The sequence below is a fragment of the Pseudomonas sp. WS 5410 genome (assembly GCF_012985645.1).
Taxonomy (GTDB): Bacteria; Pseudomonadota; Gammaproteobacteria; order Pseudomonadales; family Pseudomonadaceae; genus Aquipseudomonas; species Aquipseudomonas shahriarae.
The window spans coordinates 563,389-587,328 of record NZ_JAAQWS010000001.1 but is presented as its reverse complement, the minus strand read 5'-3'; the positions used below and the strand labels follow the sequence as shown (position 1 = coordinate 587,328).

Genomic DNA, 23,940 nt, shown 5'->3' with positions numbered 1-23,940 from the left:
ATGGTCGGCACCCTCGGCGCCGGTGCGTTGCTGGTGGCGGGCGCGGCGCTGCTGCGTCCGGCTGACCGGGGCTCGCCCTACAGCGAATATTTTCGCCAGTTGAACCAGCAGCTCAAAGCCCATGGGCCGATGCGTCCGGTGCTGCTGATTGACCTGGATCGCCTGGATCACAATATCGACATCGTCATGCAGTCGGTGCAGCGCGGAGGTAAACACCTACGGCTGGTGGAAAAATCCCTGCCTGCGCCGGGCCTGTTGGCCTACATTGCCAAGCGCGCCGGCACCCAGCGCCTGATGTCGTTTCACCAACCCTTTCTCAACCATGACGCCCAGGTGTTTCCCGACGCCGATATCCTGCTGGGCAAGCCGTTGCCGGTGCGTTCTGCCGAGCTGTTCTATCAAGGCCATCAGGGGCCCTTCGACCCCGCCCGGCAATTGCAGTGGCTGCTGGATACGCCACAGCGCCTGCAACAATACCTGGCGCTGGCCCAGGGCCTGGGCACACGGCTGCGGATCAATATCGAACTGGATGTGGGCCTGCACCGCGGCGGTATCAGCGATAACACGGTGCTGGGGCAGATGCTGGGGTTGATCAGTGCACACCCCAGGCACCTGGAATTTGCCGGCTTCATGGGCTATGACCCGTTTGTCGGCATGGGCGTGCCGGGCATCCTTGGCTCGCCCCAGACGTTGTTCGACAAGGTCATGCAGCGCTACAACGGCTTTGTCGACTTCACCCGCCAGCAGTTTGCAGGGCTGTGGCATGCCGGCCTGACGCTCAACACCGCTGGCAGCCCCAGCTATGGGATGCATGAGCAGGAGCAACTGAGCAGTGAAGTTTCCGTGGGCACCGCCATGCTCAAGCCAACGCACTATGATTTGCCATCCCTCAGCGAGCACGTCCCGGCGGCCTACATTGCCACGCCAGTGCTCAAAAGCACCGGCGCGGTCAACATCCCGGCGCTGGATGATAAATCCCGGTTGTTGTCCTGGTGGGATCGCAACCAGCGCGCGACGTTTTTTATCTATGGTGGCAACTGGATGGCCGAGTTCGAGTCGCCCTCGGGGCTGCAAAGTAATGGCTTGTATGGCCGCAGCTCCAATCAGGAGATGGTCAATGGCTCGCCGGGGGTTGGCTTGAACATCGACGATCAGGTGTTCATGCGCCCGACCCAGACTGAATCGGTGCTCTTGCAGTTTGGCGATCTGCTGGCGGTGCGCGGCGGTAAAATTGTCGACAGTTGGCCGGTTTACAGCGGTTGAAATGACGCACTCCTGCGCAGGAACTGGCCTGTGGCAAGGGGGGCTTGTTGTGGCAAGCCCCCTCGCTTCAGGCGGATCCTACAACGCAAACGGAATCGTCAGCTTGGCCCACAACATATCGCCTTCCGGCCGGTTCTCTACATCAAACTCCTTGGCCCAACGAATCTCCGCACTGGCGTACTTGAGAAAGGTGAAGTACACCGCCGGCCCCACCGCAAACACCTGGCCCCGCACCCCATCGTCGACATCTTCGCCGTAGATATTGGTGACAGTGCGCCCGTACTGCTTATCGTCAGTCGTCTGCTTGAGATAGTAGCCATTGATACCCAGGCTCAGGTTGTCGGTCACCTTGTAGCTGGCCGAGTAGTCGAAGTGGAAAATCTGCCCGGAACGGTAGTCCGTGGCGTGGTTTTCCTTGTTGAAACTGTAGGTGGTCTTGATCGACAGCTCAGTGCGCTCGTCAGGCAGCCATGTCACCGACACCAGGGGCTTGTAGGTGTAGAAGTTGTTGCTGGTATTGGCCAGGCGGGAAGCATCGTACTCACCGGTAGGCACGGTGATTTCCACGGCGGCACCCAGGGTCAGGTTTTTGCCCAGGTCCCACAGGATTATCGGCGCGATGGTGGTGTCACCCATGCTTTCGCGCTGGTCAGACATGCCGAACAGCGCCACTTGTTGCTTGAGGTAAGGCTGCGCGATGTAGCCGCCCAACCGCCCGCCAAACACCCGCAACGGGCTCAGGTAATCCAGGCGCGGGATGATCGCGTCCGAGCGGATCTTCACCTGCGGCACTTTGCCCCCCAGGGAACTGATGTCCAGTTTCGTCGCTTCATAGTGGTTGTAGTAAAGGTTGAAAGCGAACATGTGGTCCGGCAGGTGATCGACATCCAGGGGCAGGATGTAAAAGCCGTCGGTACCAGGGCCGATATTGTCTACGCCGCCCTCGGTGGCCAGGGTCGGCAGGCTGATGCTGATAAGCGCCAGGGCAAAGGGCAGGGGGGCAAGCGCACGGGTCGGATTCATGTCAGGGCTCATTATTATTGTTGGAAGGTCGGCCCTCACCGGGGCCTGGCCCATACAAATAAGCCCTTGGCGCCCTAGTGGGCAGGGTATTGGCGGCCACATAAGGGGGCTTTGCCGGACAGCGTTCATTCAGAGTGCGGCGAGCCTTGCAAGCACCTATGATTGTCAGGATGTTTCTAAAACAATAACCGGGCATACAGTCGGGAATCGCAGATCCATGCACAGCAAAACCGTTGATCCACATTACGAATTGGCCCTGGTCTCGCCCTTTCTCCTGCAAACCCTGGGGCAGGTTGTGGCGAAAAAGGGCGCCAATGCCGAGCATCTTTGCCGTGGCCTGGGGTTCACCCTGGCGGACCTGGACGACCCGGCGCTGCGCATTTCCTACCGCCAGGCCGTGGCGATGATCCAGCGGGCCCTCAAGGTCATGCCTGAGCAGGGTCTGGGCCTGTGTGTCGGCAATCAGAATGTGCTGGGCACCCTGGGTTTGCTGGGGCATGTCATTTCGTTGTGCAAGACCCTGCGCGATGCCTTTGCCGTGGGCGAACGGCACCAGCACACCTCCGGCGGCATCGCCACCTCGCGCACCCTTGAAGGCGCGCTGGAGGTCATGGTCGAGGTCGAATGCCTGCTGCCCTATGCCGACGTCCAGGTTTTTGCCGCCGAAGAGTTCTTTGCCAGCCTCATGGTCTACGGTCGGACCCTGGTGGGCAGCGAATTCAAGCCGTTGCGCATGGAGTTCATGCATGCGCCGCCGGTGTATGCCGCCGAGTACCAGCGCTTGTTCGGTGATGATGTGCGTTTTGGCTGCCTGCACAACCGCATGGTGCTTGAGGCCCGCTGGCTCGACGTGCAATTGCCCAATCACCATGCCCTGGCATTGCGCCAGGCCCTTGGCCTGCTGGAACTGGAAAGTGCCCAGCTGCACCGCAAAATGGACCTGATCCAGGCGGTGGAGCGCGCTATTTCCCGCGACTTGCAGGGCAGTCAATTGGAGAAGGTCGCCAGTGACCTGAACATGAGCGGGCGCACCCTGCGTCGGCGCCTGACCGACCACGGGCTGACGTTCGAAGCCTTGCTGGAACAGGTGCGTCGTGCCCGGACCATGGGTTTGCTGGGCAACCCCGGGCTGTCCATCGAGCGTATTACCCAAGAGGTCGGCTACAGTGACGTACGCAGCTTTCGCCGGGCGTTCAAGCGCTGGACGGGGCTCAGTCCCAGTGCGTTTCGCAGCGTGGGCTGAGGACCGGCGCGTGGCCGTGGATTTGCATTGAACCCTGTGGCGCGGGCAGTGCCACATGATGGCAACGCACACTTATCTGGAGGTTGGCATGCGCACCATTGATCTGGCGGGTACCCCGGTTCCGGTCATCGGCCAAGGCACTTGGCGTATGGGGGAAGATTCTGCACGGCGAACAGCGGAAGTCGCTGCCCTGCAATTGGGTATCGACGAGGGCATGACCCTGATCGACACCGCCGAGATGTACGGCGAAGGCGGTGCGGAAGAAGTGGTCGGGGAGGCGATCCAGGGGCGCCGGGACCAGGTGTTCCTGGTCAGCAAGGTCTACCCGCACAACGCCAGTAAAACCGGGGTCCCACGGGCCTGCGAAGCCAGCCTCAAGCGCCTGGGCACCGATCACATCGACTTGTATCTGCTGCACTGGCGCGGGCAATACCCTCTTGCAGAAACGGTTGACGCCTTTGAGCGGCTGCGTGATGCCGGCAAGATCGGGCGCTGGGGCGTGTCCAACTTCGACGTATCGGATCTTCAGGAGCTGGCATCACCCGCCTGCGCCACCAATCAGGTGCTCTACAACATCGAGCAGCGCGGCATTGAGTTCGACCTGCTGCCCTGGTGGCAACAACACAACCTGCCGTTGATGGCGTACTGCCCGATCGCCCAGGGAGGAGACCTACTGAGCAGCCCCACCCTCAAGCAGATTGCCCGTCGACACGAGGCCACACCGGCTCAAGTGGCCCTGGCATGGGTACTGCGGCAGGACCGCGTTATCGCCATCCCCAAAGCCGTGAGCCCCGAACACGTGCGCCTCAACGCGGCGGCGGCCAGGCTGGTTCTTGACGAGCATGACCTGGATGCCATCGACCGGGTATTCGGCGCGCCAATCCGCAAGCATCCGTTGGCGATGGTGTGACACACCCGACTGCTACGGCATCGCAGCTTGCGACGCCGTTGCCGCCGGGTCGGGCTTCAGCCGGCCACCGGGCTGCGCCAGTCGTCAGAGCCTGAAGTGCCCGAAACCTCATGGGTCCAGACGATTTTGCGGTAGGTAAAGTGCACATCTTCCAGGTGGGTGAAATGCGCATTTCCCGGATCCTGGCAGTTGGGCATCCGTGACTGGATGTCGACGATGATCGCGTCCTCCAGCTCGATGGTGAAGTAGTGCTCCTGGGTACCGGCGGATGATGTGCGATACCACTCAAGGCGGCACTTGACCATTTCCCCGGACGTCAGCGCGCTGAACAGCAGCGGCGAAGATTTATCGAATACCTTGCTGATCATCAGCGGCTTATGGACACGCTGGCCGGTGGGCTGGCCCGATTGCGGGTCGCGGGGAATGATGACCTGATGCTGGAATGCCTCGACCAGGATCTGATCCTCGTGGCCTTCCTGATAGATGTTGCCTACCGAATCCTGGGTGAACGTGCCTGCCGTGATCAAACCTTGCTTGGTGCCGGTGATCGAGAGGTATGCGGGTGTTGGCATGATGGGTTTCCTTGCCTGACAGATAAGTTTGCGCCGAGGGGCGCCGTTGCCGGATGGGCGCTGCTTACTAACAAGAAGTGTGCCGGATTTCAGTCGGCCTAATAAAATAAGGGCGCTTGTTCGTGGTGGAGACTTAATAGGCGCCGAGTTAGAAGGGTTTTAGTCTTTAAAGTTGAGTTTGTTTGCGCAGTAGTGCGCAGTTAATTGCCTGGTCAGCGTACGTCGCAGTGTTGATAGGTGAATATATAGTTTTAATGCAGCTTGCTTGGAAAGTGTGCGCAGCTTTTTGCGCAAGGGTGCTGGCAGGTATATCGCCCAATAAAATTGGCTGTTTTATTGGGTGGGAAGAGGGTCGTTGAGCACGCTTAGTTACAAAATTGCGGGCCGCTTTGATTTTGTAGGAATCTCCTTAAGTGCGCCTGGCTGACTTGCCCAATAAAATACAGCTGGCTATGGTTCGTACTTGTCGCTACACGGAAACGGAATTCAGTAAGTGAGGTGTTGGCGTTTATATAGATGCTTGCCTTACTTTAATTGAGCATTGATCAGCACACTGCGGCCCATCATGGTTTATTCAGACAAGCTATCTGCTTATTACTTGAAACTTGCCCGGTCGCCGATTTCGGTTGACTGTTTTGCAGGGGAGGATATGCGTTTTTCGGCGGGATACGAAGCGCTGGAAAGTGAGCTGGAAAAAGCCCGCTCGATCCATGGCAACAGCCAGCCGGACTGGCAGTCCGTGGTGGACCAAAGTGAAGCCTTGTTGCGTCACGAATCCAAGGATTTGCGGGTGGTTGCCTGGTTGACATGGGCTCTGTATCAACGCGAGTCCTTTTCCGGCCTGCTCGCCGGGCTCGGCCTGTTGCGCGACCTGTGTGAGCACCATTGGGCGACGGTTCACCCCCTCAAGCAGCGTACCCGCATTGCGGCCTTTGGCTGGTTGGTACAGCGCATTGAACCGGTGTTGGCCCAGAGTTTTTCGCTCAAGCACCAGCGTTCCCTGTTCCAGTGCCTGGCCGAGCAATTGTCCGACCTTGACCAGTTGTGGGTCAGGCACCTGGGGGACGATGCGCCGTTGCTACTGGCTGCGCGCAGGCAACTGGCGGACAAGCTGCAACAGGCCCAGGAGAACGATCCGCCGCCATCCGGGGTGAGCGGGGTGGTTGCCCAGGTCAAGCAGGTCGCAACCCAACTGCTGGCGCCTGAGCCGGTGGTGAACAACGAAAAAGACGTTCACAGGCTCCTGCGTACGCTGCAGGACGGCGCTCGACCGCTGTGTACCTGGTGGCTGCGCCAGAACGCCACTGACCTGCGGGCCTTGCGCCTGAACCGGACGCTAGGCTGGCTGGGTATCACTGGTCTTCCCGACAGCAACAGCGAACAGATAACGCCGTTGCGTGGGTTGCTGCCCGACAAACTCAAGCGCTACCAGGAGCGCTTTGCCCAAGGGCATTACGCCGACCTGTTGCTGGAGCTTGAGGCCAGCCTGGCGGGCGCGCCTTTCTGGTTTGACGGCGTGCGCATGCTCTGGGAGTGCCTCCAGGCGCTGCAGGCCGAACTGGCGATGGTCGAGACAGAGATTCAGTTCGCCCTGTTGCTGCAACGATTACCGGGGGTCGCTCAATTGCGCTTCCACGATGGAACACCCTTTGCCGACGCTACCACTCGCGGGTGGATCGACAGCCAGGTCAGTCACCACCTGCAGGCAAGGGTGCCGCCCAGGAATATTGCCAGAGTTGGTCCGGCGCCATGGGAGGAGGCCTTGCAGACGGTCGCTCCGTTGCTGCGCAAGGAGGGGCTGAAGGCCGCTGTTCAGGCCTACAAAAACGCCATGCAGGCTGCGCGAGGTGACCGTGCCCGGTTTTATTGGCGCCTGGGCCTGGCTCGGTTGTGTATCCAGGGTGCCAAGCATGAGTTGGCCAGGATCCAGCTTGAACAGCTTGAGCAGGAGTTGCAGCACGGCAGCCTGCATCGCTGGGAACCGGACCTGACCCTGGAGGTGTTGCAACTGCTGTACGCCTGTTACGACGTATTGCCCCAGGGCCATGGTCTGCGCGAGCGCAAGGACGATGTCTATCGCAAGCTGTGTCAGGTCGATCTGGAAGCGGTACTCCAATAGGTTTTCCGTCATTACGCAAAGGAGAAACATCATGGCCAAAGAAGGTTCGGTCGCCCCCAAGGAACGCATCAACATCACGTTCAAACCGGCCATAGGCGGTGCCCAGGAAGAAGTTGAGCTACCCCTGAAGCTGCTGGTCCTGGGTGACTTCACCCAGCGCGAAGACACGCGCAAGGTCGAAGACCGCAAGCCCATCAGTATCGACAAAAACACGTTCGACGAGGTGCTGGCCAAGCAAGCCTTGAGTCTGCAGCTGGGTGTTCCCAATCGATTGCAGGAAACCGATGAAGCCGATGAGTTACCCATCCAGGTCCGCATCAACGCCATGCGGGACTTCAACCCGGCCCAACTGGTCGAGCAGGTTCCGCAATTGAAAAAACTGATGGAGTTACGTGAGGCGCTGGTCGCGCTCAAAGGCCCCCTGGGCAATACACCGAGCTTTCGCAAGGCCATAGAAAGCGCCTTGGCCGATGACCAGGCCCGTGCACGGGTATTGGCCGAACTGGGGCTGAACAGCCCCAACCCATGACTTTCTCAGTAAAAGGACACTGACCTTATGACCACTAGCCCTAGCGCCCAGGCCACCCCCCTGGATAGCGCATACAGCATTCTCGACGACATCATCGCCCAGACCCGCCTGACGGCCGATGATGGAACCTACGACATCGCCAGGCGCGGTGTGGCGGCCTTTATCGAGGAATTGATCAAGCCACAAAACCGAGGCGAGCCGGTCAAGAAACAACTGGTGGACCGCATGATTGCCGAGATCGACGCCAAGCTCAGCCGGCAAATGGACGAAATCCTCCACCATCCCGACTTCCAGGCACTGGAAGCGGCCTGGCGGGGTTTGCAGCTGCTGGTGGATCGCACCGACTTCCGGGAAAACATCAAGATCGAGCTGCTCAACGTCTCGCGGCAGGACCTGCTGGACGATTTCGAGGACTCGCCGGAGGTTGTGCAGTCGGGCCTCTACAAACATACCTACAGTGCCGAATACGGTCAGTTTGGTGGTCAGCCTGTCGGCGCCATTATCGCCAACTATTTCCTGTCGCCCAGCGCGCCTGACGTCAAGCTGATGCAATACGTATCCAGCGTCGCCTGCATGGCTCATGCACCGTTCATTGCCGCCGCCGGGCCGGGTTTCTTCGGTCTGGAGAGCTTTACCGGCCTGCCGGACCTGAAGGATCTGAAAGACCATTTCGAGGGGCCGCAGTTTGCCAAATGGCAGAGCTTCCGCCAGAGCGAGGATGCCCGTTACGTGGCCTTGACGGTGCCACGCTTTCTCCTGCGAACGCCCTACGACCCGGCGGACTGCCCGGTCAAGACCTTCGCCTATAACGAGCATGTGGTCAGCAGTCATGAGCATTATCTGTGGGGCAATACGGCCTACGCCTTTGCCACGCGCCTGACTGACAGCTTCGCCCGCTTCCGTTGGTGCCCCAACATCATTGGCCCGCAAAGCGGGGGCACGGTGGAAGATCTGCCGCTGCATCACTTCCAGAGCATGGGCGAAATCGAAACCAAGATCCCCACCGAGGTGCTGGTCTCCGACCGTCGTGAGTACGAGCTGGCGGAGGAGGGCTTCATTGCCCTGACGATGCGCAAGGGCAGCGACAACGCGGCGTTCTTTTCCGCCAGTTCCGTGCAGAAACCCAAGCGCTTCGGCATCAGCGCCGAGGGCAAGGCCGCCGAGTTGAACTACAGGCTGGGCACCCAACTGCCGTACATGATGATCGTCAACCGCCTGGCGCACTATTTGAAAGTGCTGCAGCGCGAGCAGTTGGGTTCATGGAAGGAGCGCACCGACCTGGAGTTGGAGCTCAACAAGTGGATCCGCCAGTACGTGGCCGACCAGGAGAACCCCAGCGCCGAGGTGCGGGGGCGACGTCCGCTGCGGGCGGCACGGGTCGTTGTCAGTGACGTCGATGGCGAGCCGGGCTGGTATCGCATCAACCTCAGCGTACGCCCGCATTTCAAATACATGGGGGCGGATTTCACCCTGTTCCTGGTTGGCAAGCTCGATAAAGAATGAGCCGGGGGCCTGAGATGAGTCACTACAGCGGCTTCCTTGAGCGCCTTGCAGGCACCGCGCCTCAGTCGACGGGGCGCACGCCACTCGCCTGTGTCGCCGCGTCGGTGGCCACCCACCTGGGCAACATGCTCAGCACCCGGGCGGGCAGTGTGCAGACGCTGCCCGACTATGGCCTGCCGGACCTCAATGACATGCGTCTGAGCCTGCACGAATCCCTCAGCCAGGCACGCTTTCTGATCGAGCGGTTTATCGCGGCCTACGAACCGCGCTTGAGCAACGTACGGGTCGTTGCGTTGCCACGGGATCGCGACCCGCTGGCCCTGGCCTTTGATATCCAGGGCGCGTTGACCATCGACGGCGTCGTGCAGAACGTGGTGTTTTGCGCAAGCCTGACGGGCAACGGACGTGTCGAGGTCGCCCCAGGTGTCCTTTAACCGCTATTACCAGAGCGAACTCAATGCCTTGCGGCAGTTGGGGCGACGCTTCTGCGAACGCAATCCGGCGCTTGCCCCGTTCCTCGGGGACAGTGGCCGGGATCCGGATGTCGAGCGGTTACTTGAGGGCTTTGCGTTCCTGACGGGCCGCTTGCGACAGAAGCTCGACGACCAGTTGCCCGAGCTCAGCCATTCGCTGATGCACCTGTTGTGGCCCAACTACATGCGCCCGTTACCCGCGTTCAGCATGTTGCAGTTCGCACCGCTGCTGCGTGCCGGGCCGGCGGTCACGGTCGAGCGGGACACGCCGGTGGAAAGTGTGGCGATTGACGGTGAGCGTTGCCGTTTTCGCACCTGTTACGCAACGGATGTGCTGCCCCTGCAAATCAGCGCGCTGGTTTACTCGGCCCAGGGGGAGGGGGCCTTGTTGAGCCTGCGCCTGGAGATGACCGCCGAAGGGCATATGGGCGAACTGGTGCTTGAGCACCTGCGCTTGCATTTTGCCGGGGAACGCTACGTCAGCCAGATGCTGTACGTGAGTCTGCTGCGCCACCTGCACGGTATCGAACTGCTGGTACTCGATGGCCAGGGCGAACCGCTGCTGGCCCATGACGGGCAGGTGCGGTCACTGCAACTGCCGGCCTGCGGGGTTCAGCCAGCAGGTTTTTCAGAAGCAGAGGCATTGCTGCCTTATCCGCCGAATGCGTTCACTGGGTATCGGCATCTGCAGGAGTATTTTGCGTTTCCAGAGAAGTATCTGTTTGTCGACGTCGGTGCTCTGGATGTTCTGCAAACCTTGCCGGTTGACGTGCTCAAACAGGTGCGGGGCGTTGAGTTGCGCTTCAAGCTTGGCCAGCGCAATCCCGAGCAGGTGCAGCCCACACTGGACAACGTGAAGCTGTTTTGCACGCCGGTGGTCAACCTGTTCAAGCACGATGGAGTGCCGATCCGACTGGATGGCCGGCAGGACGAGTATCTGCTGCTGGGGGCTGACTATGCGCCAGGCCATTGCGCGGTGTTCTCCGTCGACCAGGTCACGGGATGGCGTCCGGGTGGCCTGGGCTACCAGACGTATGTGCCATTCGAGTCGTTCGAGCACGATGAGCAGACCGCGTGCTACAGCATCCGCCAGCGGCCCTCCGTGCAACACAGCGGGCTGGATACCTACCTGAGCTTTGGCAGTCGCCAGTCCGGTGATCAGGAAACCCTGTCTGTCGAGATGACCTGCACCAACCATGATTTGCCACGCAAATTGCGTATCGGTGACATCAATCAAGCGTGCGAGCAAACACCCGAATTCCTGTCCTTCAGCAATATCACGGCAGCCACCCCTGGCATTGCGCCCCCGCTGGACAGCGACTTTCTCTGGAAGCTGATCAGCAACATGTCGCTCAACTACCTGTCCCTGAGCGATATCAATGCGCTGAAAGTGGTGCTCGAGACCTATGACCTGCCGCGCTACCACGATCGCCAGGCGGAAAAAGTCAGCATCCGCAGGCTGGGCGGGTTGCGCTCGATCAGCCAGCGGCCGATTGACAGATTACACGGCGGTTTGCCGATTCGAGGTGTGGCAATCGACCTGACCGTCGACCTCCAGCACTTCCTCGGAGAGGGCGACCTGTTTGTGTTTGCCTCAGTCCTCAACGAGTTTTTTGCCCTGTATGCGAGCCTCAACTCGTATCACGAACTGCGTGTTACCAGCACACAAGGAGAGGTGTACCTATGGCCATCCCGGATGGGACTGCAGGCTCTGCTTTAACCGAACTGTCGCGGACCATTCGCGAGTACTCGCTGTTCCAGGCGATCTCGCAGGTGATCGAGCGTTTGCGTGACGCCCATCCGTCCCTGGGCGATGAGGCGCTGTATGAACGCCTGGAGTTCCAGGCCAACCCGGGGTTGGGGTTTCCCGGCAACGATATTGACCGGGTGACGTTCTTTGTCGAGGGCGGGCAACTGCGCGCACGTTTGCGCCTCAACGTATTGGGACTGGTGGGGGCGAATTCGCCACTGCCGGCGTTTTATGGTGAACACGCATTGACCGAACGGGCGGGCGGTAATCCTGTCGGCGACTTTCTCGACCTGTTTCACCACCGCCTGCATCGGTTGATGCTGCCTTTGTGGCGCAAGTACCGCTACCGGGCGTGCTTTCGGGCGGGAGCCAGCGATCCGTTTTCCGAGCAGATGTTCGCCCTGATAGGCCTGGGCGGCCGTGCCGTTCGAGGCGCGACGCAACTGGACTGGAAACGCCTGCTGCCCTACCTGGGGTTGCTGGGTATGCGCGCCCATTCGGCGACGCTTATCGAAACGGTGCTGCGTTACTACTTCAAGCACCCGCAGTTGCTGATCGAACAGTGCGTCAAGCGCAAGGTGGTGATTGCCCGCAGGCAACGCAACCAATTGGGCCAGGCCAGCAGCCTTCTGGGCCAGAACCTGGTCCTGGGGCGGCAGGTCGTCGACCGTGCCGGCAAGTTCAGGGTGCATATCCAGAACCTCGACTGGCAGCGGTTTCATGATTTTCTGCCCACCGGCGCAAGCCACTCTCCGCTTGGCGCGCTGGTGCGTTTCGCCGTGCGCGATCCGCTGGACTATGACCTGCGTCTGGTGCTGCGTACTGAGGAGGTGCGGGCGCTGCATATAGGCCAGCGCAATGTGTGCCGGCTGGGATGGACCAGTTGGATGGGGCAGGCGCGCGCGGATGGCGTGCTCACCCTGGCCAATAAACTCGCTAGAAACGGATGACGATGATGAATGTGGACTTGCAACAACTGATTCGCGTGTTGACGACGCACACTCGCCGAGACCTGGAGCGTGCCGCCGAACGCTGTGTGACCCGGGGCGGGACGCAAGTCCTGGTGGAGGACATGTTGCTGGCGCTACTGGAGCACCCGCAAGGATTGCTGGTGCGCGCGCTGCAAGATGCCGGTGTCGAACAGGGCGAGTTGCAAGCCACCCTGCAGCCCAGGGTGGGCCAGGGCACTTCACGCAATCCGGTGTTTGCGCCGTTGCTGGTGCAATGGTTGCAGCAAGCGCTGGCGGTTGCCCAACTGGAATTGGCGCAATCCCAGGTCGGTGACGCAGCCTTGATCCTCGCCTTGCTGCGTAACCCACAGTCTCACGCAGGCAGTCGTTATCAGGTGCTGCTGGCGCGCCTCGATGCGCAGCGCCTGCTTGAATTCGCCTTGAGCGCCGAGATTGAGGGTTCCCGTGGGACAGCCGGCGCCAACAATGAGTCGTTGTTGCAGCGCTTCACCCATGATCTGACTCAGCAAGCCTTAGAGGGGCGGGTTGACCCGGTATTGTGCCGCGACGCAGAAATCCGCCAGTTGACCGATATCCTGGCGCGTCGGCGCAAGAACAATCCGATCATTGTCGGTGAGGCCGGTGTCGGCAAGACTGCGCTGGTCGAGGGGCTGGCCCGGCAGATCGCCTGTGGGCAGGTGCCGCCGGTGCTCAAGGATACGCGCCTGCTGGTCCTCGACATGGGGCTGCTGCAGGCCGGTGCCAGCATCAAGGGCGAGTTCGAGCGGCGGCTCAAGGGCGTTATCGACGAAGTGAATGCCTCACCGGTGCCGGTGATCCTGTTTATTGACGAGGCACACACCTTGATCGGTGCCGGCAGCGCGCCCGGCAGCGGCGATGCGGCGAACCTGCTCAAGCCGGCGCTGGCCCGTGGCGAGCTGCGTACCATCGCCGCCACCACCTGGTCGGAGTACAAGAAATACTTCGAAAAGGATCCCGCATTGGCCCGGCGCTTTCAGCCGGTGCATGTCCAGGAGCCCAGTGTCGATGACGCAGTGATCATCCTGCGTGGTCTGACTGCGGTGTATGAAGCCAGCCATGGCGTGTACGTGCGCGATGACGCCGTGGTTGCCGCCGCGCAGTTGTCTGCCCGTTACCTGGCGGGGCGACAGTTACCCGACAAGGCCGTGGATCTGCTCGATACGGCCTGCGCCCGTGTGCGCATCAGCCTGGTGACAGCCCCGCCGGCGTTGCAGGCCGTGGCGGCGCAACTGGCTGAAAGCACCGGCCAGCACCAGGCGCTTTGCCGCGATAGGGACGCTGGGTTACCTATAGATCCGGGCGCGCTGCAGGTTCTGGCTGCACGCCTGCAAACCATCAGTTGCGAACACGAGCACCTCAAGCAGTGCTGGACGCGCCAGCGCGAGAGGGCCGAAGCGATACTGGCCCTGCGCATACAGGTGAGCCAGGCCCGTCAGTCGGGGCAGGCAATCGAGGTGCTTGAGCAGCAATTGTGCGAGGCCCACGGCAGTCTGCTGGCCGAGCAATCTCACCAGCGCCTGGTCAGCTTCGAAGTGTGCCCACGGCTGGTGGCGGAAGTAGTCAGCGCGTGGACGGGAATTCCGCTGAGCCAGGTGGCCTGCGAGCACAGCACCCAGGTCCGCGATTTCGCCACCGATCTGCGGGCGCGCATTCTTGGCCAGGCGCACGCCGTACAGGCGCTGGATCGCTCGATGCGTGCGGTTGCGGCAGGCCTGAACCGCCCCGATGCGCCCGTGGGCGTTTTTCTGCTGGTCGGCCCCAGTGGCGTCGGCAAGACAGAAACGGCACTGGCCCTGGCCGAGCTGTTGTATGGCGGTGAGCGGTTCCTGACCACTATCAACATGTCCGAGTACCAGGAGCCACACTCACTGTCGCGCCTGATAGGTGCTCCGCCCGGGTATGTCGGCTATGGCGAAGGCGGCGTCCTCACCGAAGCGGTCAGGCAAAAGCCCTATTCGGTGCTGCTGCTCGATGAAGTCGAGAAGGCGCACCCCGGTGTGATGAACCTGTTCTATCAGGTCTTCGACAAAGGGCGGGCCAATGACGGTGAGGGACGTGAGATCGATTTTCGCAACACCCTGATCCTGATGACCTCCAACCTGGGCAGCGAATGCACCATCGACCTGTGCCGGGCTACATCGCGTCCCACCCCACAAGCGTTGCAGGAAGCACTTGCGCCGCTGCTCAAGCAGCACTTCAAGCCGGCGCTGCTGGCCCGTATGCGCGTAGTGCCGTACTACCCGATCGACGGAGCGGTGCTGCGGGAATTGGTAGAAAGCAAATTACAGCGCCTGGCTCAGCGTTTGTTGCAGCGCCAGTTGGCGTTCAGCTATTGCCCGCGGCTGGTCGATTACCTGGCAGAGCGCTGTACCCACAGCGACAGCGGGGCGCGGTATGTCGATCAATGGATCGACGCCAATCTATTGCCCCTGGTCGTCGATCGCCTGCTTGAGGCAATGGCCAGAGACGAGCATCTGCAGCGTGCCCACGGGACGCTGGATGGCGACGGTCACGTAATCTGTGAGTTTGCGTGATGAGGGAGAACCCGTTGTCACAGGCGCTTGATCCTGCCGAACAGCTGGTGCAGTGGCTCTTGCACATGGGCATCGACAGCGATCGGGCAAGTATGCCTGGCCAACTTGCCCATGCCGCCGTGCAGTTGAGCCAGTGCTCGCTCAGCCAGGTGTACCTGGCAGATGAGGGCGACCGTGGTCTGGTGCTGGCTGCCGAATACCGGCGAGATGCAGGGCCTGGGGATATCGGCGCACGTGCAGCAGCTGATCAGCAGCACCAGCAATTGCTGCAGTTCGCCCTGGAGCACAAGCGCCCCCTGAGCATCCGCGGCCTGCAAGACAGCATTTATGACACGACTTTTATTCCGTCGGGCCCGGCGCCCTGGCAATCGTTGCTGTGCGTCCCCATCACCCATCGCCACCTTGCTGTGAAGGGCGTGTTGATATGCGTAACCGAGCGCAGCATCGACCTGCAGGGGTATGCCATGACACTGGGGCAGTTGGCGGTGTTTGCGCTGCGCCAGCGGTCGCTGTTACCGGAGCCTTGCCCGCCGCCGACCCATTCGGTACTCGAAAACGTGCTGCATCCCGTAAGTCTCGGCCTGATCGGCAACAGTACGGCGATGGATGAGACCTGCCGCCTGATCGGCAAGGTGCTGGACAGTACCTATACCGTGCTTTTGCGCGGCGAGACCGGCACGGGCAAGGAGGTGGTCGCGCGGGCGATCCATGCCATGGGCCCGCGCCGGTCCAGGGCCTTTGTCGTACAGAACTGCGCGGCATTCCCGGAAGGGTTGCTGGAAAGCGAACTGTTTGGCTATCGCAAAGGCGCGTTTACAGGCGCCGACCGGGACCGACCGGGGCTGTTCGATACCGCCGACGGCGGCACGTTGCTGCTCGATGAAATCGGCGACATGCCGATGTCACTGCAAGCCAAGTTGTTACGGGTATTGCAGGAGGGCGAAGTACGCCCGCTGGGCGCCCGCGTCGCCCATAAAGTGAATGTACGGATCATTGCCGCCACCCACCGCGACCTGCCTGCAATGGTGGCCCAGGGCAGCTTTCGCGAGGACCTCTACTACCGGCTGGCGCAGTTTCCAATCGAGCTGCCGACCCTACGCCATCGCGAAGGCGATGCACGGCAATTGGCTCGCCATTTTGCGGGCCAGGCCTGCGCGACCCAGGGGCGAGCACCGGTGTCCTGGTCGGACCAGGCCCTGGATCAACTGTCCAGCCACAGCTTCCCCGGCAACGTGCGCGAACTCAAGTGCCTGGTGGAGCGCGCGGTGTTGTTGTGCGACGACGGGGTGATCCTGCCGCAACATTTGTCGTTGCCATTGGCGTCCTCCACACAGGCCAGCGACGCAACGCTGCGCCAACGCCTGGAGCGCGTCGAACGTGGCTTGCTGATTGATTGCCTGCACAAGAATCGCGGCAATCGCACCCGCACCGCCCGCGAGCTGGGAGTCGCCAGGCGCACCCTGTTGTACCGCCTGGCGCGGCTGAATATCCCTTTCGGTGAAGCATCAAGGGGGAGCGCTGAATGACACCAGCCCTGACTGACAGGCGCCGGCTGTTGCGCTCGGACGGATTTATTTCAATGGGAGAGGCGTGATGATTGTTTCTCGGTGGCAGGTATTAGTCCTTGTTCTGCTGATGTTGGTGCTGAGTGGTTGTACGGCAAATTACGTGTTTGACGACGATGAATATCGGCCGCTGGGAGATCCGCGGCCCGACCAGTACCCGCAATAAGCCCGGAGGCCCCGTATGCAGTTGATATTTGAGATCTGTGGCAATTGGCAAGGCATGCCCGGCTCGACCCGCAACAAAGTGTTTGACGGCGCCGGCGGGGTGATTGGCCGTGGTGCCGATTGTGATTGGGTCATTCCCGATCCCAGCCGTCAGTTGTCCAATCATCATGCCTTGATCAGCTTTCGTGACGATCAGTACTTTCTGACGGACATCAGCAGCAATGGCATTTGCCTGGGGGACAGCGCCGTGCGCTTGCGCAAGGGCCAGGCCCGGCCTATTGGTCAAGGCATGGTGTTTCGGATGGGCCCGTTTGATATTCGCACGCAGTTGGTGGCGGTGGCTGGCGCCGCGAGTCACAGCGACAACCTGATTCCGGATGACGCGTTCCTGCAGCTGGATCCGCTGTATGCCATGCCCGGCCAGGCCCAGCAGTCAGAGGAAACGCGCTGGACGGACACCTGCACGGTCGAGCGCCAGCATGTGACTGTGCCGACCCTGGTAGAGCCTGCCCCGCAGATTGCACCAGCGGCAGAAAGCCCCTCGGCAGGCAACGACCACGCGCAGTTCTGGGGGGCGTTTTCCAAGGCGCTGGGCGTGTGCCTGGACCCGCTCGACGAACCAGAGCGGCAAGCGCTGGCAATCAAGGTCGCGGGCTTGCTCAGGCAGGCCGTCGAAGGGTTGCAGCAGAACCAGCACACCCACGAAGAGTTGAAAAGTGAGTTGAGCGCTTCGCTCGGGCGTCCGAGCGACCGGTCTCCCTTGATGGGCGGTGCCGATTCCCTGGAAGCCATGTTGGGCGGTGAGCGGCAGGGGCTGCCAGCCGAACTGGCGGTTATCCAGGCTTACCGCGATTTGCAGGTGCATCAGGTCGCGGTGCTCGCGGGTTGTCGTGCCGCCGTGCGCGGCGCACTGGCGGCGTTTGCCCCGGGCCAGTTGCTGGTGCGTTTCGAACAGCAGGGCAACACGCCGCGGCTCCCCACCAGCGGCGCCTATTGGCGCGCCTACCTGCGCCATTATCAGCGCCTGGTCGAGGACGAAGGCTGGAGTGAGCGCTTACTGAGCGAGGACTTTGCCAACGCCTAACGGGAGCAGGTGCGCCTGGTTTCCACCCTTCACAGTACTTGTTCTGGATGATCCCCATGTCACGCTTCACCTTTGTTCTGTTACTCGCTGTGATGGGCCTGTTGCCCGGTTGCAGCAACCTGTCCCCCTATTCGAAGCTGACCAAGCTGGACCTGACGCTGACTGCCAGCGATCAGGTCAACCCGGATCTGAATGGTCGGCCGTCGCCTATCGTGGTGCGTTTGCTGGAGCTCAGCAATCCGGTGGCCTTCGAGAACGCGGATTTTTTCAGCCTGTATGGACGTGCCGAAAGCACTTTGCCCAAGGACCTGATAAGCAGCGAAGAATGGGAGTTGCGCCCTGGTGAGCAGGTCCCGCTGAAGCTCAGGGCAACGTCGGGCGGCCGCTACATCGGGGTGTTGGCGGCCTACCGGGATTTGCCCCAGGCACGTTGGCGCTATGTCGTGCCGTTGGCCGTTGGCTCGCGGACCCGTATCGAACTGTTGTTCGATGAAGCGGGCGTGCGCGCAGCCGATTGGCAGCCGGCCCAGGCAGGTGACTCACATGCTGCTCGATAAAGTCACCTGGCAGGAGGGCATGTTGTTGCGCCCTCAGCATCTGCAGCACAACGACCGTTACTACCACCAGCAACTGGCCCGCCGCAGCCAGTTGTCACAGGGCTATGCCTGGGGCTTCCTGACCCTGGAAATCGACCCGCAGTATCTCGAGATGGGCAAGGTGGTGGTCAGCCAGGCCAGTGGCGTGCTGCCTGATGGGACGTTGTTCGATATGCGTGACCTGAGCGCGCCGCTGGTGCTGGAAATTCCTCCAAACAGCGGCAGCCAGGCGGTGTACCTGGCGTTGCCGATGGTTGCCGGCAATGCCGTCGAGGTTCGCCGCCCGGCGCAAGCTGATGTAGTGGCGCGCTACACCGCGTACGAAGTGGAAGTGGGAGACGCCAATGCCGGCGAAGACACACGCTGCGCCATAACCTGCGCCCGCCCGGATTTTCGCCTGCTGCTTGGCGACGACCATGACGTCCAGACCTACGTCAGGCTCAAAGTCGCACAGGTCCTAGACTGTAACGGCCAGGGCGTTGTAGCCCTCGACAGCCTGTTCTCGCCGACGTTCATGCACCTTCATGGGTCGCCCTTTTTACTGTCCTGCCTCAAGGAGGTGGTCAGCCTGTTGGCGTTCCGCGGGGACGCGATTGCCGAGCGTTTGCAGGACGCTGGCCAGGCGGCCGGGGCCGAGATGGGGGACTTCCTGATGTTGCAGTTGATCAACCGTACGGAGTTGATCCTGCGCCACTATCTGGACCAGACCCGCCTGGGCCCCGACGTGTTGTACCAGGCTCTACTGGCGTTGCTGGGGGAGCTTTCGACGTTTTCCAGCGCTACCAAACGCGCCGGTTTTGATGGGCGCTACCAACATAGCGAGCAGGGACCGAGCTTCCGTGAGCTGATGGCGGCAATTCGTGCGGTGTTGTCGATGGTACTCGAGCAGCACGCCATTGAGCTGGTGCTGCAGCCCCGTCAATACGGGGTGTTGGTGTGTCCGGTCAACGACCTGAATCTGCTGGGCGCTGCGACCTTCATTGTGGCCGCCAGTGCCCGCAGCGATTCGGAGGTGTTGCGCCAGCGGTTGCCGGCGCACCTGAAAATCGGGCCGGTGGAGCGGATCCGCGAGTTGGTCAACCTGCACCTGGCTGGCATTAGCGTCAAGCCGTTGCCCGTGGCGCCCCGGCAGATTCCTTTCCATGCCGAAAAAACCTATTTCATGCTCGAACTCAGCCCCCGCGACCTGGAGCAGTTGGCACATTCAGGTGGATTCGCCTTCCATGTCAGCGGCGAGTTTGCCGATCTTGAATTGAAATTCTGGGCTATCAGGAACTGAACCGATGACGATGGAAAGGACATACCCGCAGGATGACAAGACGGTCCTGCTGGATCGTCATGGATTTGGCCCGGCGCAGGGCGCCATCACGGATTTCGAGGCACCACCGCGCTTTGAACAGCTTGAGGACCGGATGATGTACGCCGCCCATTTGCAGGGCGCAGAACACTTCAGGCTGGGGCTCAACCCGCTGGTGACAGCGGCCTGGGACCTGTTGTCGGAGGTGGTCCGGCTCAAGGGCGGCACGGCCCGTGAAGGCCTGCACGCGCTCAATGATCGGTTGTCATCGGGCATTACGCTGTTTGAAACCCGCGCCCGCCACGACGCAATCCTCGACAGCCAGATCACGGCGGCGCGTTACGTGCTGTGTAGCGTAATAGACGAAGCGGTGGTGACCACGGCCTGGGGCAGTCAGAGCGACTGGTCGCAGATGAGCCTGTTGAGCCGCTTTCATAACGAAACCTTTGGCGGTGAAAAATTCTTCGAGCTGCTTGAGCGATTGTCCAGGGATCCGATCAAGCATCTGGCGCTGCTGGAGTTGATGTACGTCTGCCTGGCGCTGGGCTTTGAAGGCAAATATCGGGTGATGGAGCGTGGCCTGCTGCAATTGGACGGCATTCGCGACGCTTTATACCGGCAGATCATCCATGTGCGCGGCCACGCGCCTCTGGCCAGTGAGCCCCGGCCACCGTCCAGCCGCAAACCCCGGCAGGCGATGCGCATTGTTTCTGCAACCTGGGTCTGGGTCTTCGTCGTAATGGGCCTGGCCCTCATGTATTCAGGGTTCGCCTGGGTGCTTGGAGAACAGCGCGAGAGCGTGCTCAAAGCCTATCTGCCGACCACCACCGACATCATCCGGACACCGCAGTAGCGCAGGGAGCGATCCATGAAAAATCTATTCAAAATGCTGGCCTCTGCCTTGGGTCTGACCTGGGTCTGGAGCTTGCTGCTGGTACTGTTGCTGGCGTGGACCGTGTGGCGGTTCGGGCCGCTCCTGGCGGTCGATGACAAGCGCTTCTGGCTCGGTGCGACATCGCGCTTATTGACCGTCAGCGGCTTGTTCCTGGCCTGGGGGTTGGCAATGGTCTTTGCCCAGCGGCGCACCCCCGCACAATCCCCCGCACAGGCTTGCGGCCCGGACCAGGCGCCGACTAAGTCCCGCAAGGGCCTTGTGGAGCACGAACAGCACAACGTGCGTGGCCGCTTCAAGGAAGCGCTGCACACCCTCAAGGCAGCGCGGCGCTATGGCAAACGCAGCGAACGTTGGCGCAACGAATTACCCTGGCACCTGGTGATGGGCGCCAGCGCCAGTGGCAAGACCTGCCTGTTGCAGGCGGGTGGCATGCAACTGCCATTGGACCGGACTGATTGCGGCGCCCCCCACACTGCCGGCGCAATACCCCATTGCGAGTGGTATTTTGCCGATGAGGGGGTCCTGATCGACACCCCGGCGCGCTACCTGACCCATGCCGACAGTGAGGTCGATGGTGGCGGCTGGGCGACTTTGTTGACGCTGTTGAAAGCCCGGCGCCGTGCGCGCCCGCTCAGCGGCGTGCTGCTGACATTGTCGGTGGATACCCTGCTCAATGGCAGCGAGCAGGACCTGAGCGTTGCCGCGCGCCAGTTCAACAGCCGTCTTCACGATCTGCAGCAGACCTTGCATGTGGAGTTACCGGTCTATCTGGTGCTGACTCAGGCGGACCATTTGCCCGGTTTTGTCGAGTTCTTCGAGCGAACGGAGGGGCAGGGCAGCGACGGTCTGTTGGGCGAGCCCATCGTACCCGGCACGGCGGGAACCGATATTGCCCAGGTGCGCCAGGCATTTGAAGCCGTGCTGCAGCGTTTGAGCGGGGAACTGATACAGCGCCTGCATCTGGAGCGCAGCGGCGAGCGCCGCGGGCGTATGGTGGATTTTCCTCGGCAGGTGGCGCAGATCGGCGAGCGTCTGTGTCTGTTTACCGAACTGGCGTTTTCTGCCCATCGTTACCAGCGCGTCAACGCATTGCGCGGTTTCTACTTGACCAGCGCCGGTGAGCGTCCACGGTTTATCCAGGGCCTGTTCAGCCGGGTGGTGTTCGGCGAGGTCGACCTGGCCGGCCTGGACCACCGGGAGCGCGCGCAGATCCGCCGGCGCCAGCGAGGCCTGGCCCTGGCTGCCTTGCTGGTGCTCGGCGGCGCAGGTTCGCTGTGGATGTACAGCTATTCGCAGAATCATCAACGCCTGGAACAACTGCGGGAGTTGGCGCGGTCTCCGGCTCCTCGGCAGGCGGCAGAAGACCCGAGCGTGGCGATAGTTCCACTATTGGACCGTCGATGGGCGGCCACGCAGGTTTTTCCGGCACCGCAAGGCGCGGGATGGTTGCAGTTTTCAGGTTTGTACCAAGGTGACAGGAGCCGCCCGGTGCTGGACACCGCCTACCGCCAGGCATTGCTCCAGCACCTGATGGCACGGGTCAGCGAGATGCTGGAGGAGCAGGTGCGCAGCAACTTGCACGACCGTCAGCAGTTGCTTCTCAGCCTGCGGGCCTATCTGATGCTCAATCTGCCTGAGCGGCGGGACACACAATGGTTGATGGATCGCGTCGCCGAGCTATGGTCGCTGCGCTACCCTGGCGACACTGCCCTGCAGAAGCGTTTGAATGCACATTTTGCACAATTGCTTGCGCAACCCTTTGTGGCACCCCTCAACGAAACCCTGGTGGCCCAGGCTCGCCAGGTCTTGAAAGCGCAACCTTTGGCTGGCGTGATCTACCGTCTGCTGCGTGAACAGGGCTGCGAGCTTGAACCCTATCGTTTCGCGCAACACCTGGACCCCCAGGAGCAAGTGTTCGCCGGCATTGACCAACCCATTCCTGGCTTCTTCACCCAGCAGGGCTACCGTCAGTTCTTTGCCGTGCAGGGCACTCGGATGGTCGCGGCCATCGTGCGTGATAACTGGGTACTGGGGGAGGGCACAGAACTGAGTGCCATGGGCCTGCGCCAACTGATGATCGAGCTGGAGCAACAGTATTTCAGCGACTATGCCCAGGCCTGGGGGGCGGCGCTGGCCCAGGTGCGCTTGCAGGAAAACGATAGCCCCCGCGAAATTGCCGAGCAGCTGGCGGGCCTGACATCAGCCCGTTCACCGTTGTTGCAGTTGCTGCAGCAGGTCCGGGAAAACACCCGTTTTTCAAGCCCTGTCGAACGCCTGGAGGCGCTTCAGTCGGGTTCGCCGGTGGTCCAGGCGGTCGTGGACAGTGTCACGCAACGGCTGCCCGACACCCCGCAGCGCGCAGTGCAGCGGCGCTTTGAATCACTGCATCAGTTGCTCGATGAGCAGGACAACCCTGGGCCAGAATTGTCCCAGGTGCTGCAAACCCTCAACCAGGTGCATCTGCAGTTGGCCGCCCTTGGGCGGGAGAACCGGCCTGAACGAGCCGCCTTTGAGCTGGTCAAGCGGCGCATGCAGGGACAACAGGACGCCCTGGGCAACCTGCGCAATGCTACGGCGCGCCTGCCGGCTCCCCTCAACGGCTGGCTCGCGGGTGTCACTGATGACACCTGGCGCCTGGTGCTTGACGAGGCCTACCGCCACCTGAACCGGCGCTATCAGAGTGAGGTGTATGGGTTCTATGCTTCGGCGATCAAGCAACGCTACCCGTTCAGCGCCCATGCCAGCAGCGACGTGGCCCTGAATGATTTTCGCGAGTTCTTCAAGCCCCAAGGGGTGATGGCGCGGTTTCTTGACGACGACCTGCGGCCTTTTGTGATGGGGGACGGCGACCGCTATCGGTTGCGCAGCCTGGATGGCCGCAGCCTGCCGATGTCGCGGGCGTTGCTGGACCAACTGGCAAAGGCGCGCACCATACGCCAGGCGTTCTTCGCCGATGACCCGAGTGAGCCGGGGGTGCGCTTTACCCTGGCGCCATACAGCCTGGACCCCACGGTCAGTCGAGCGATCCTGCGGTTCGGCGACCAACAGATGGAATACCGCCACGGGCCGATTGTCCCGATGCTGTTCCAGTGGCCCACCGATACCGAGGACGGGCGCAGCAGCCTGGTGCTGGAAGGTATGGCGCAACGGCCAATGGGCATCGAGAAAAACAGCGGGCCATGGTCGCTGTTCCGCCTGTTTGACTTGCTGCAAGGCGAACCCTCGAATGGCCGCGATGCGCGCCTGCTCAAGGCGGACATCGGCGGCCTGCGTGCCCATTATCTGTTGACCAGCCAGCGCACGCCGAACCCGTTCGAGATGTCGACGTGGCGGACCTTCCGCATACCGGAGCAACTATGAGCCCATGGCAAGACACCTGCCGCAACGCAATGGGCGAGGCGTTGAACCCGGAACCCCCGAATTGATG

The 23,940-nt window shown here is 61.5% G+C and carries 19 protein-coding genes; 17 read left to right on the top strand and 2 right to left on the bottom strand.

Annotation, left to right across the window (positions count from 1 at the left end; genetic code table 11):
• Nucleotides 1–51 precede the first annotated feature (51 nt).
• Nucleotides 52–1,263: a DSD1 family PLP-dependent enzyme gene (locus tag HBO24_RS02460; RefSeq protein WP_170044296.1), complete on the top strand. Its 1,212-nt coding sequence runs from the start codon at nt 52–54 to the stop codon at nt 1,261–1,263.
• Nucleotides 1,264–1,341: 78 nt separating this feature from the next.
• On the opposite strand, the gene HBO24_RS02455 is transcribed toward HBO24_RS02460, so the two are convergent.
• Nucleotides 1,342–2,286: a transporter gene (locus tag HBO24_RS02455; RefSeq protein WP_115128363.1), complete on the bottom strand. Its 945-nt coding sequence runs from the start codon at nt 2,284–2,286 to the stop codon at nt 1,342–1,344.
• Between the two features lie 217 nt (nt 2,287–2,503).
• On the opposite strand from HBO24_RS02455, the gene HBO24_RS02450 reads away from it, so the two are divergent.
• Both HBO24_RS02450 and HBO24_RS02445 read left to right on the top strand, forming a co-directional pair.
• Nucleotides 2,504–3,529: an AraC family transcriptional regulator gene (locus tag HBO24_RS02450; RefSeq protein ID WP_057436906.1), complete on the top strand. Its 1,026-nt coding sequence runs from the start codon at nt 2,504–2,506 to the stop codon at nt 3,527–3,529.
• A gap of 88 nt (nt 3,530–3,617) precedes the next feature.
• Nucleotides 3,618–4,439, top strand: a complete 822-nt coding sequence (locus HBO24_RS02445) for an aldo/keto reductase (protein ID WP_057436903.1) — start codon at nt 3,618–3,620, stop codon at nt 4,437–4,439.
• 56 nt (nt 4,440–4,495) lie between these two features.
• On the opposite strand, the gene HBO24_RS02440 is transcribed toward HBO24_RS02445, so the two are convergent.
• Nucleotides 4,496–5,011 (bottom strand): Hcp family type VI secretion system effector, encoded by a 516-nt coding sequence (locus HBO24_RS02440; RefSeq protein WP_029291189.1) that lies wholly within the window; start codon nt 5,009–5,011, stop codon nt 4,496–4,498.
• A 565-nt stretch (nt 5,012–5,576) separates the two neighbouring features.
• Between HBO24_RS02440 and tssA the strand changes: the two genes are divergently transcribed.
• From tssA to tssM, 14 genes are all read left to right on the top strand, one after another.
• Nucleotides 5,577–7,130: a type VI secretion system protein TssA gene (gene tssA / locus HBO24_RS02435; protein WP_169989798.1), complete on the top strand. Its 1,554-nt coding sequence runs from the start codon at nt 5,577–5,579 to the stop codon at nt 7,128–7,130.
• A 31-nt stretch (nt 7,131–7,161) separates the two neighbouring features.
• Nucleotides 7,162–7,659, top strand: coding sequence for a type VI secretion system contractile sheath small subunit (gene tssB, locus HBO24_RS02430; protein ID WP_128592968.1), 498 nt, complete (start codon nt 7,162–7,164; stop codon nt 7,657–7,659).
• Between the two features lie 27 nt (nt 7,660–7,686).
• A complete protein-coding gene (tssC, locus tag HBO24_RS02425) occupies nt 7,687–9,162 on the top strand; it encodes a type VI secretion system contractile sheath large subunit (RefSeq protein WP_169989800.1) in 1,476 nt (491 codons plus the stop codon).
• Nucleotides 9,163–9,176: 14 nt separating this feature from the next.
• Nucleotides 9,177–9,596 (top strand): type VI secretion system baseplate subunit TssE, encoded by a 420-nt coding sequence (gene tssE, locus HBO24_RS02420; RefSeq protein ID WP_169989801.1) that lies wholly within the window; start codon nt 9,177–9,179, stop codon nt 9,594–9,596.
• Nucleotides 9,586–11,355, top strand: a complete 1,770-nt coding sequence (gene tssF / locus HBO24_RS02415) for a type VI secretion system baseplate subunit TssF (RefSeq protein WP_170059245.1) — start codon at nt 9,586–9,588, stop codon at nt 11,353–11,355. The genes tssE and tssF overlap by 11 nt, the downstream gene beginning before the upstream one ends.
• Nucleotides 11,319–12,335, top strand: a complete 1,017-nt coding sequence (gene tssG / locus HBO24_RS02410; protein WP_170059244.1) for a type VI secretion system baseplate subunit TssG — start codon at nt 11,319–11,321, stop codon at nt 12,333–12,335. Before tssF ends, tssG begins: the two co-directional genes overlap by 37 nt.
• 2 nt (nt 12,336–12,337) lie before the next feature.
• Nucleotides 12,338–14,911: a type VI secretion system ATPase TssH gene (tssH, locus tag HBO24_RS02405; protein ID WP_170059310.1), complete on the top strand. Its 2,574-nt coding sequence runs from the start codon at nt 12,338–12,340 to the stop codon at nt 14,909–14,911.
• Nucleotides 14,911–16,437, top strand: a complete 1,527-nt coding sequence (locus HBO24_RS02400; RefSeq protein WP_170059243.1) for a sigma 54-interacting transcriptional regulator — start codon at nt 14,911–14,913, stop codon at nt 16,435–16,437. The genes tssH and HBO24_RS02400 overlap by 1 nt, the downstream gene beginning before the upstream one ends.
• 67 nt (nt 16,438–16,504) lie before the next feature.
• A complete protein-coding gene (locus tag HBO24_RS29460; protein WP_115128353.1) occupies nt 16,505–16,642 on the top strand; it encodes a type VI secretion protein TagU in 138 nt (45 codons plus the stop codon).
• Between the two features lie 15 nt (nt 16,643–16,657).
• Nucleotides 16,658–17,725, top strand: coding sequence for a type VI secretion system-associated FHA domain protein TagH (gene tagH / locus HBO24_RS02395; protein ID WP_170059242.1), 1,068 nt, complete (start codon nt 16,658–16,660; stop codon nt 17,723–17,725).
• A gap of 56 nt (nt 17,726–17,781) precedes the next feature.
• Nucleotides 17,782–18,282 (top strand): type VI secretion system lipoprotein TssJ, encoded by a 501-nt coding sequence (gene tssJ / locus HBO24_RS02390; RefSeq protein ID WP_057436897.1) that lies wholly within the window; start codon nt 17,782–17,784, stop codon nt 18,280–18,282.
• On the top strand, nt 18,269–19,600 hold the full coding sequence (tssK, locus tag HBO24_RS02385; RefSeq protein ID WP_057436895.1) for a type VI secretion system baseplate subunit TssK: 1,332 nt from the start codon (nt 18,269–18,271) through the stop codon (nt 19,598–19,600). The genes tssJ and tssK overlap by 14 nt, the downstream gene beginning before the upstream one ends.
• A 4-nt stretch (nt 19,601–19,604) precedes the next feature.
• Complete coding sequence (gene icmH, locus HBO24_RS02380; RefSeq protein WP_057436893.1) at nt 19,605–20,471, top strand: type IVB secretion system protein IcmH/DotU; 867 nt, start codon at nt 19,605–19,607, stop codon at nt 20,469–20,471.
• 15 nt (nt 20,472–20,486) lie between these two features.
• Entirely contained in the window at nt 20,487–23,873 is a 3,387-nt protein-coding gene (gene tssM / locus HBO24_RS02375) for a type VI secretion system membrane subunit TssM (RefSeq protein ID WP_170059241.1), read from the top strand.
• Nucleotides 23,874–23,940 lie beyond the last annotated feature (67 nt).

Coding starts and splice junctions, on each gene's coding strand:
- HBO24_RS29460 (WP_115128353.1), top strand. CDS start 16,505: ATGATTGTTTCTCGGTGGCAGGTATTAGTCCTTGTTCTGCTGATGTTG.
- tssA (WP_169989798.1), top strand. CDS start 5,577: ATGGTTTATTCAGACAAGCTATCTGCTTATTACTTGAAACTTGCCCGG.
- tssE (WP_169989801.1), top strand. CDS start 9,177: ATGAGTCACTACAGCGGCTTCCTTGAGCGCCTTGCAGGCACCGCGCCT.
- HBO24_RS02450 (WP_057436906.1), top strand. CDS start 2,504: ATGCACAGCAAAACCGTTGATCCACATTACGAATTGGCCCTGGTCTCG.
- HBO24_RS02440 (WP_029291189.1), bottom strand. CDS start 5,011: ATGCCAACACCCGCATACCTCTCGATCACCGGCACCAAGCAAGGTTTG.
- tssC (WP_169989800.1), top strand. CDS start 7,687: ATGACCACTAGCCCTAGCGCCCAGGCCACCCCCCTGGATAGCGCATAC.
- tssH (WP_170059310.1), top strand. CDS start 12,338: ATGATGAATGTGGACTTGCAACAACTGATTCGCGTGTTGACGACGCAC.
- HBO24_RS02400 (WP_170059243.1), top strand. CDS start 14,911: ATGAGGGAGAACCCGTTGTCACAGGCGCTTGATCCTGCCGAACAGCTG.
- tssB (WP_128592968.1), top strand. CDS start 7,162: ATGGCCAAAGAAGGTTCGGTCGCCCCCAAGGAACGCATCAACATCACG.
- tssK (WP_057436895.1), top strand. CDS start 18,269: ATGCTGCTCGATAAAGTCACCTGGCAGGAGGGCATGTTGTTGCGCCCT.
- tssG (WP_170059244.1), top strand. CDS start 11,319: ATGGCCATCCCGGATGGGACTGCAGGCTCTGCTTTAACCGAACTGTCG.
- icmH (WP_057436893.1), top strand. CDS start 19,605: ATGACGATGGAAAGGACATACCCGCAGGATGACAAGACGGTCCTGCTG.
- tssJ (WP_057436897.1), top strand. CDS start 17,782: ATGTCACGCTTCACCTTTGTTCTGTTACTCGCTGTGATGGGCCTGTTG.
- tssM (WP_170059241.1), top strand. CDS start 20,487: ATGAAAAATCTATTCAAAATGCTGGCCTCTGCCTTGGGTCTGACCTGG.
- HBO24_RS02445 (WP_057436903.1), top strand. CDS start 3,618: ATGCGCACCATTGATCTGGCGGGTACCCCGGTTCCGGTCATCGGCCAA.
- tagH (WP_170059242.1), top strand. CDS start 16,658: ATGCAGTTGATATTTGAGATCTGTGGCAATTGGCAAGGCATGCCCGGC.
- HBO24_RS02455 (WP_115128363.1), bottom strand. CDS start 2,286: ATGAATCCGACCCGTGCGCTTGCCCCCCTGCCCTTTGCCCTGGCGCTT.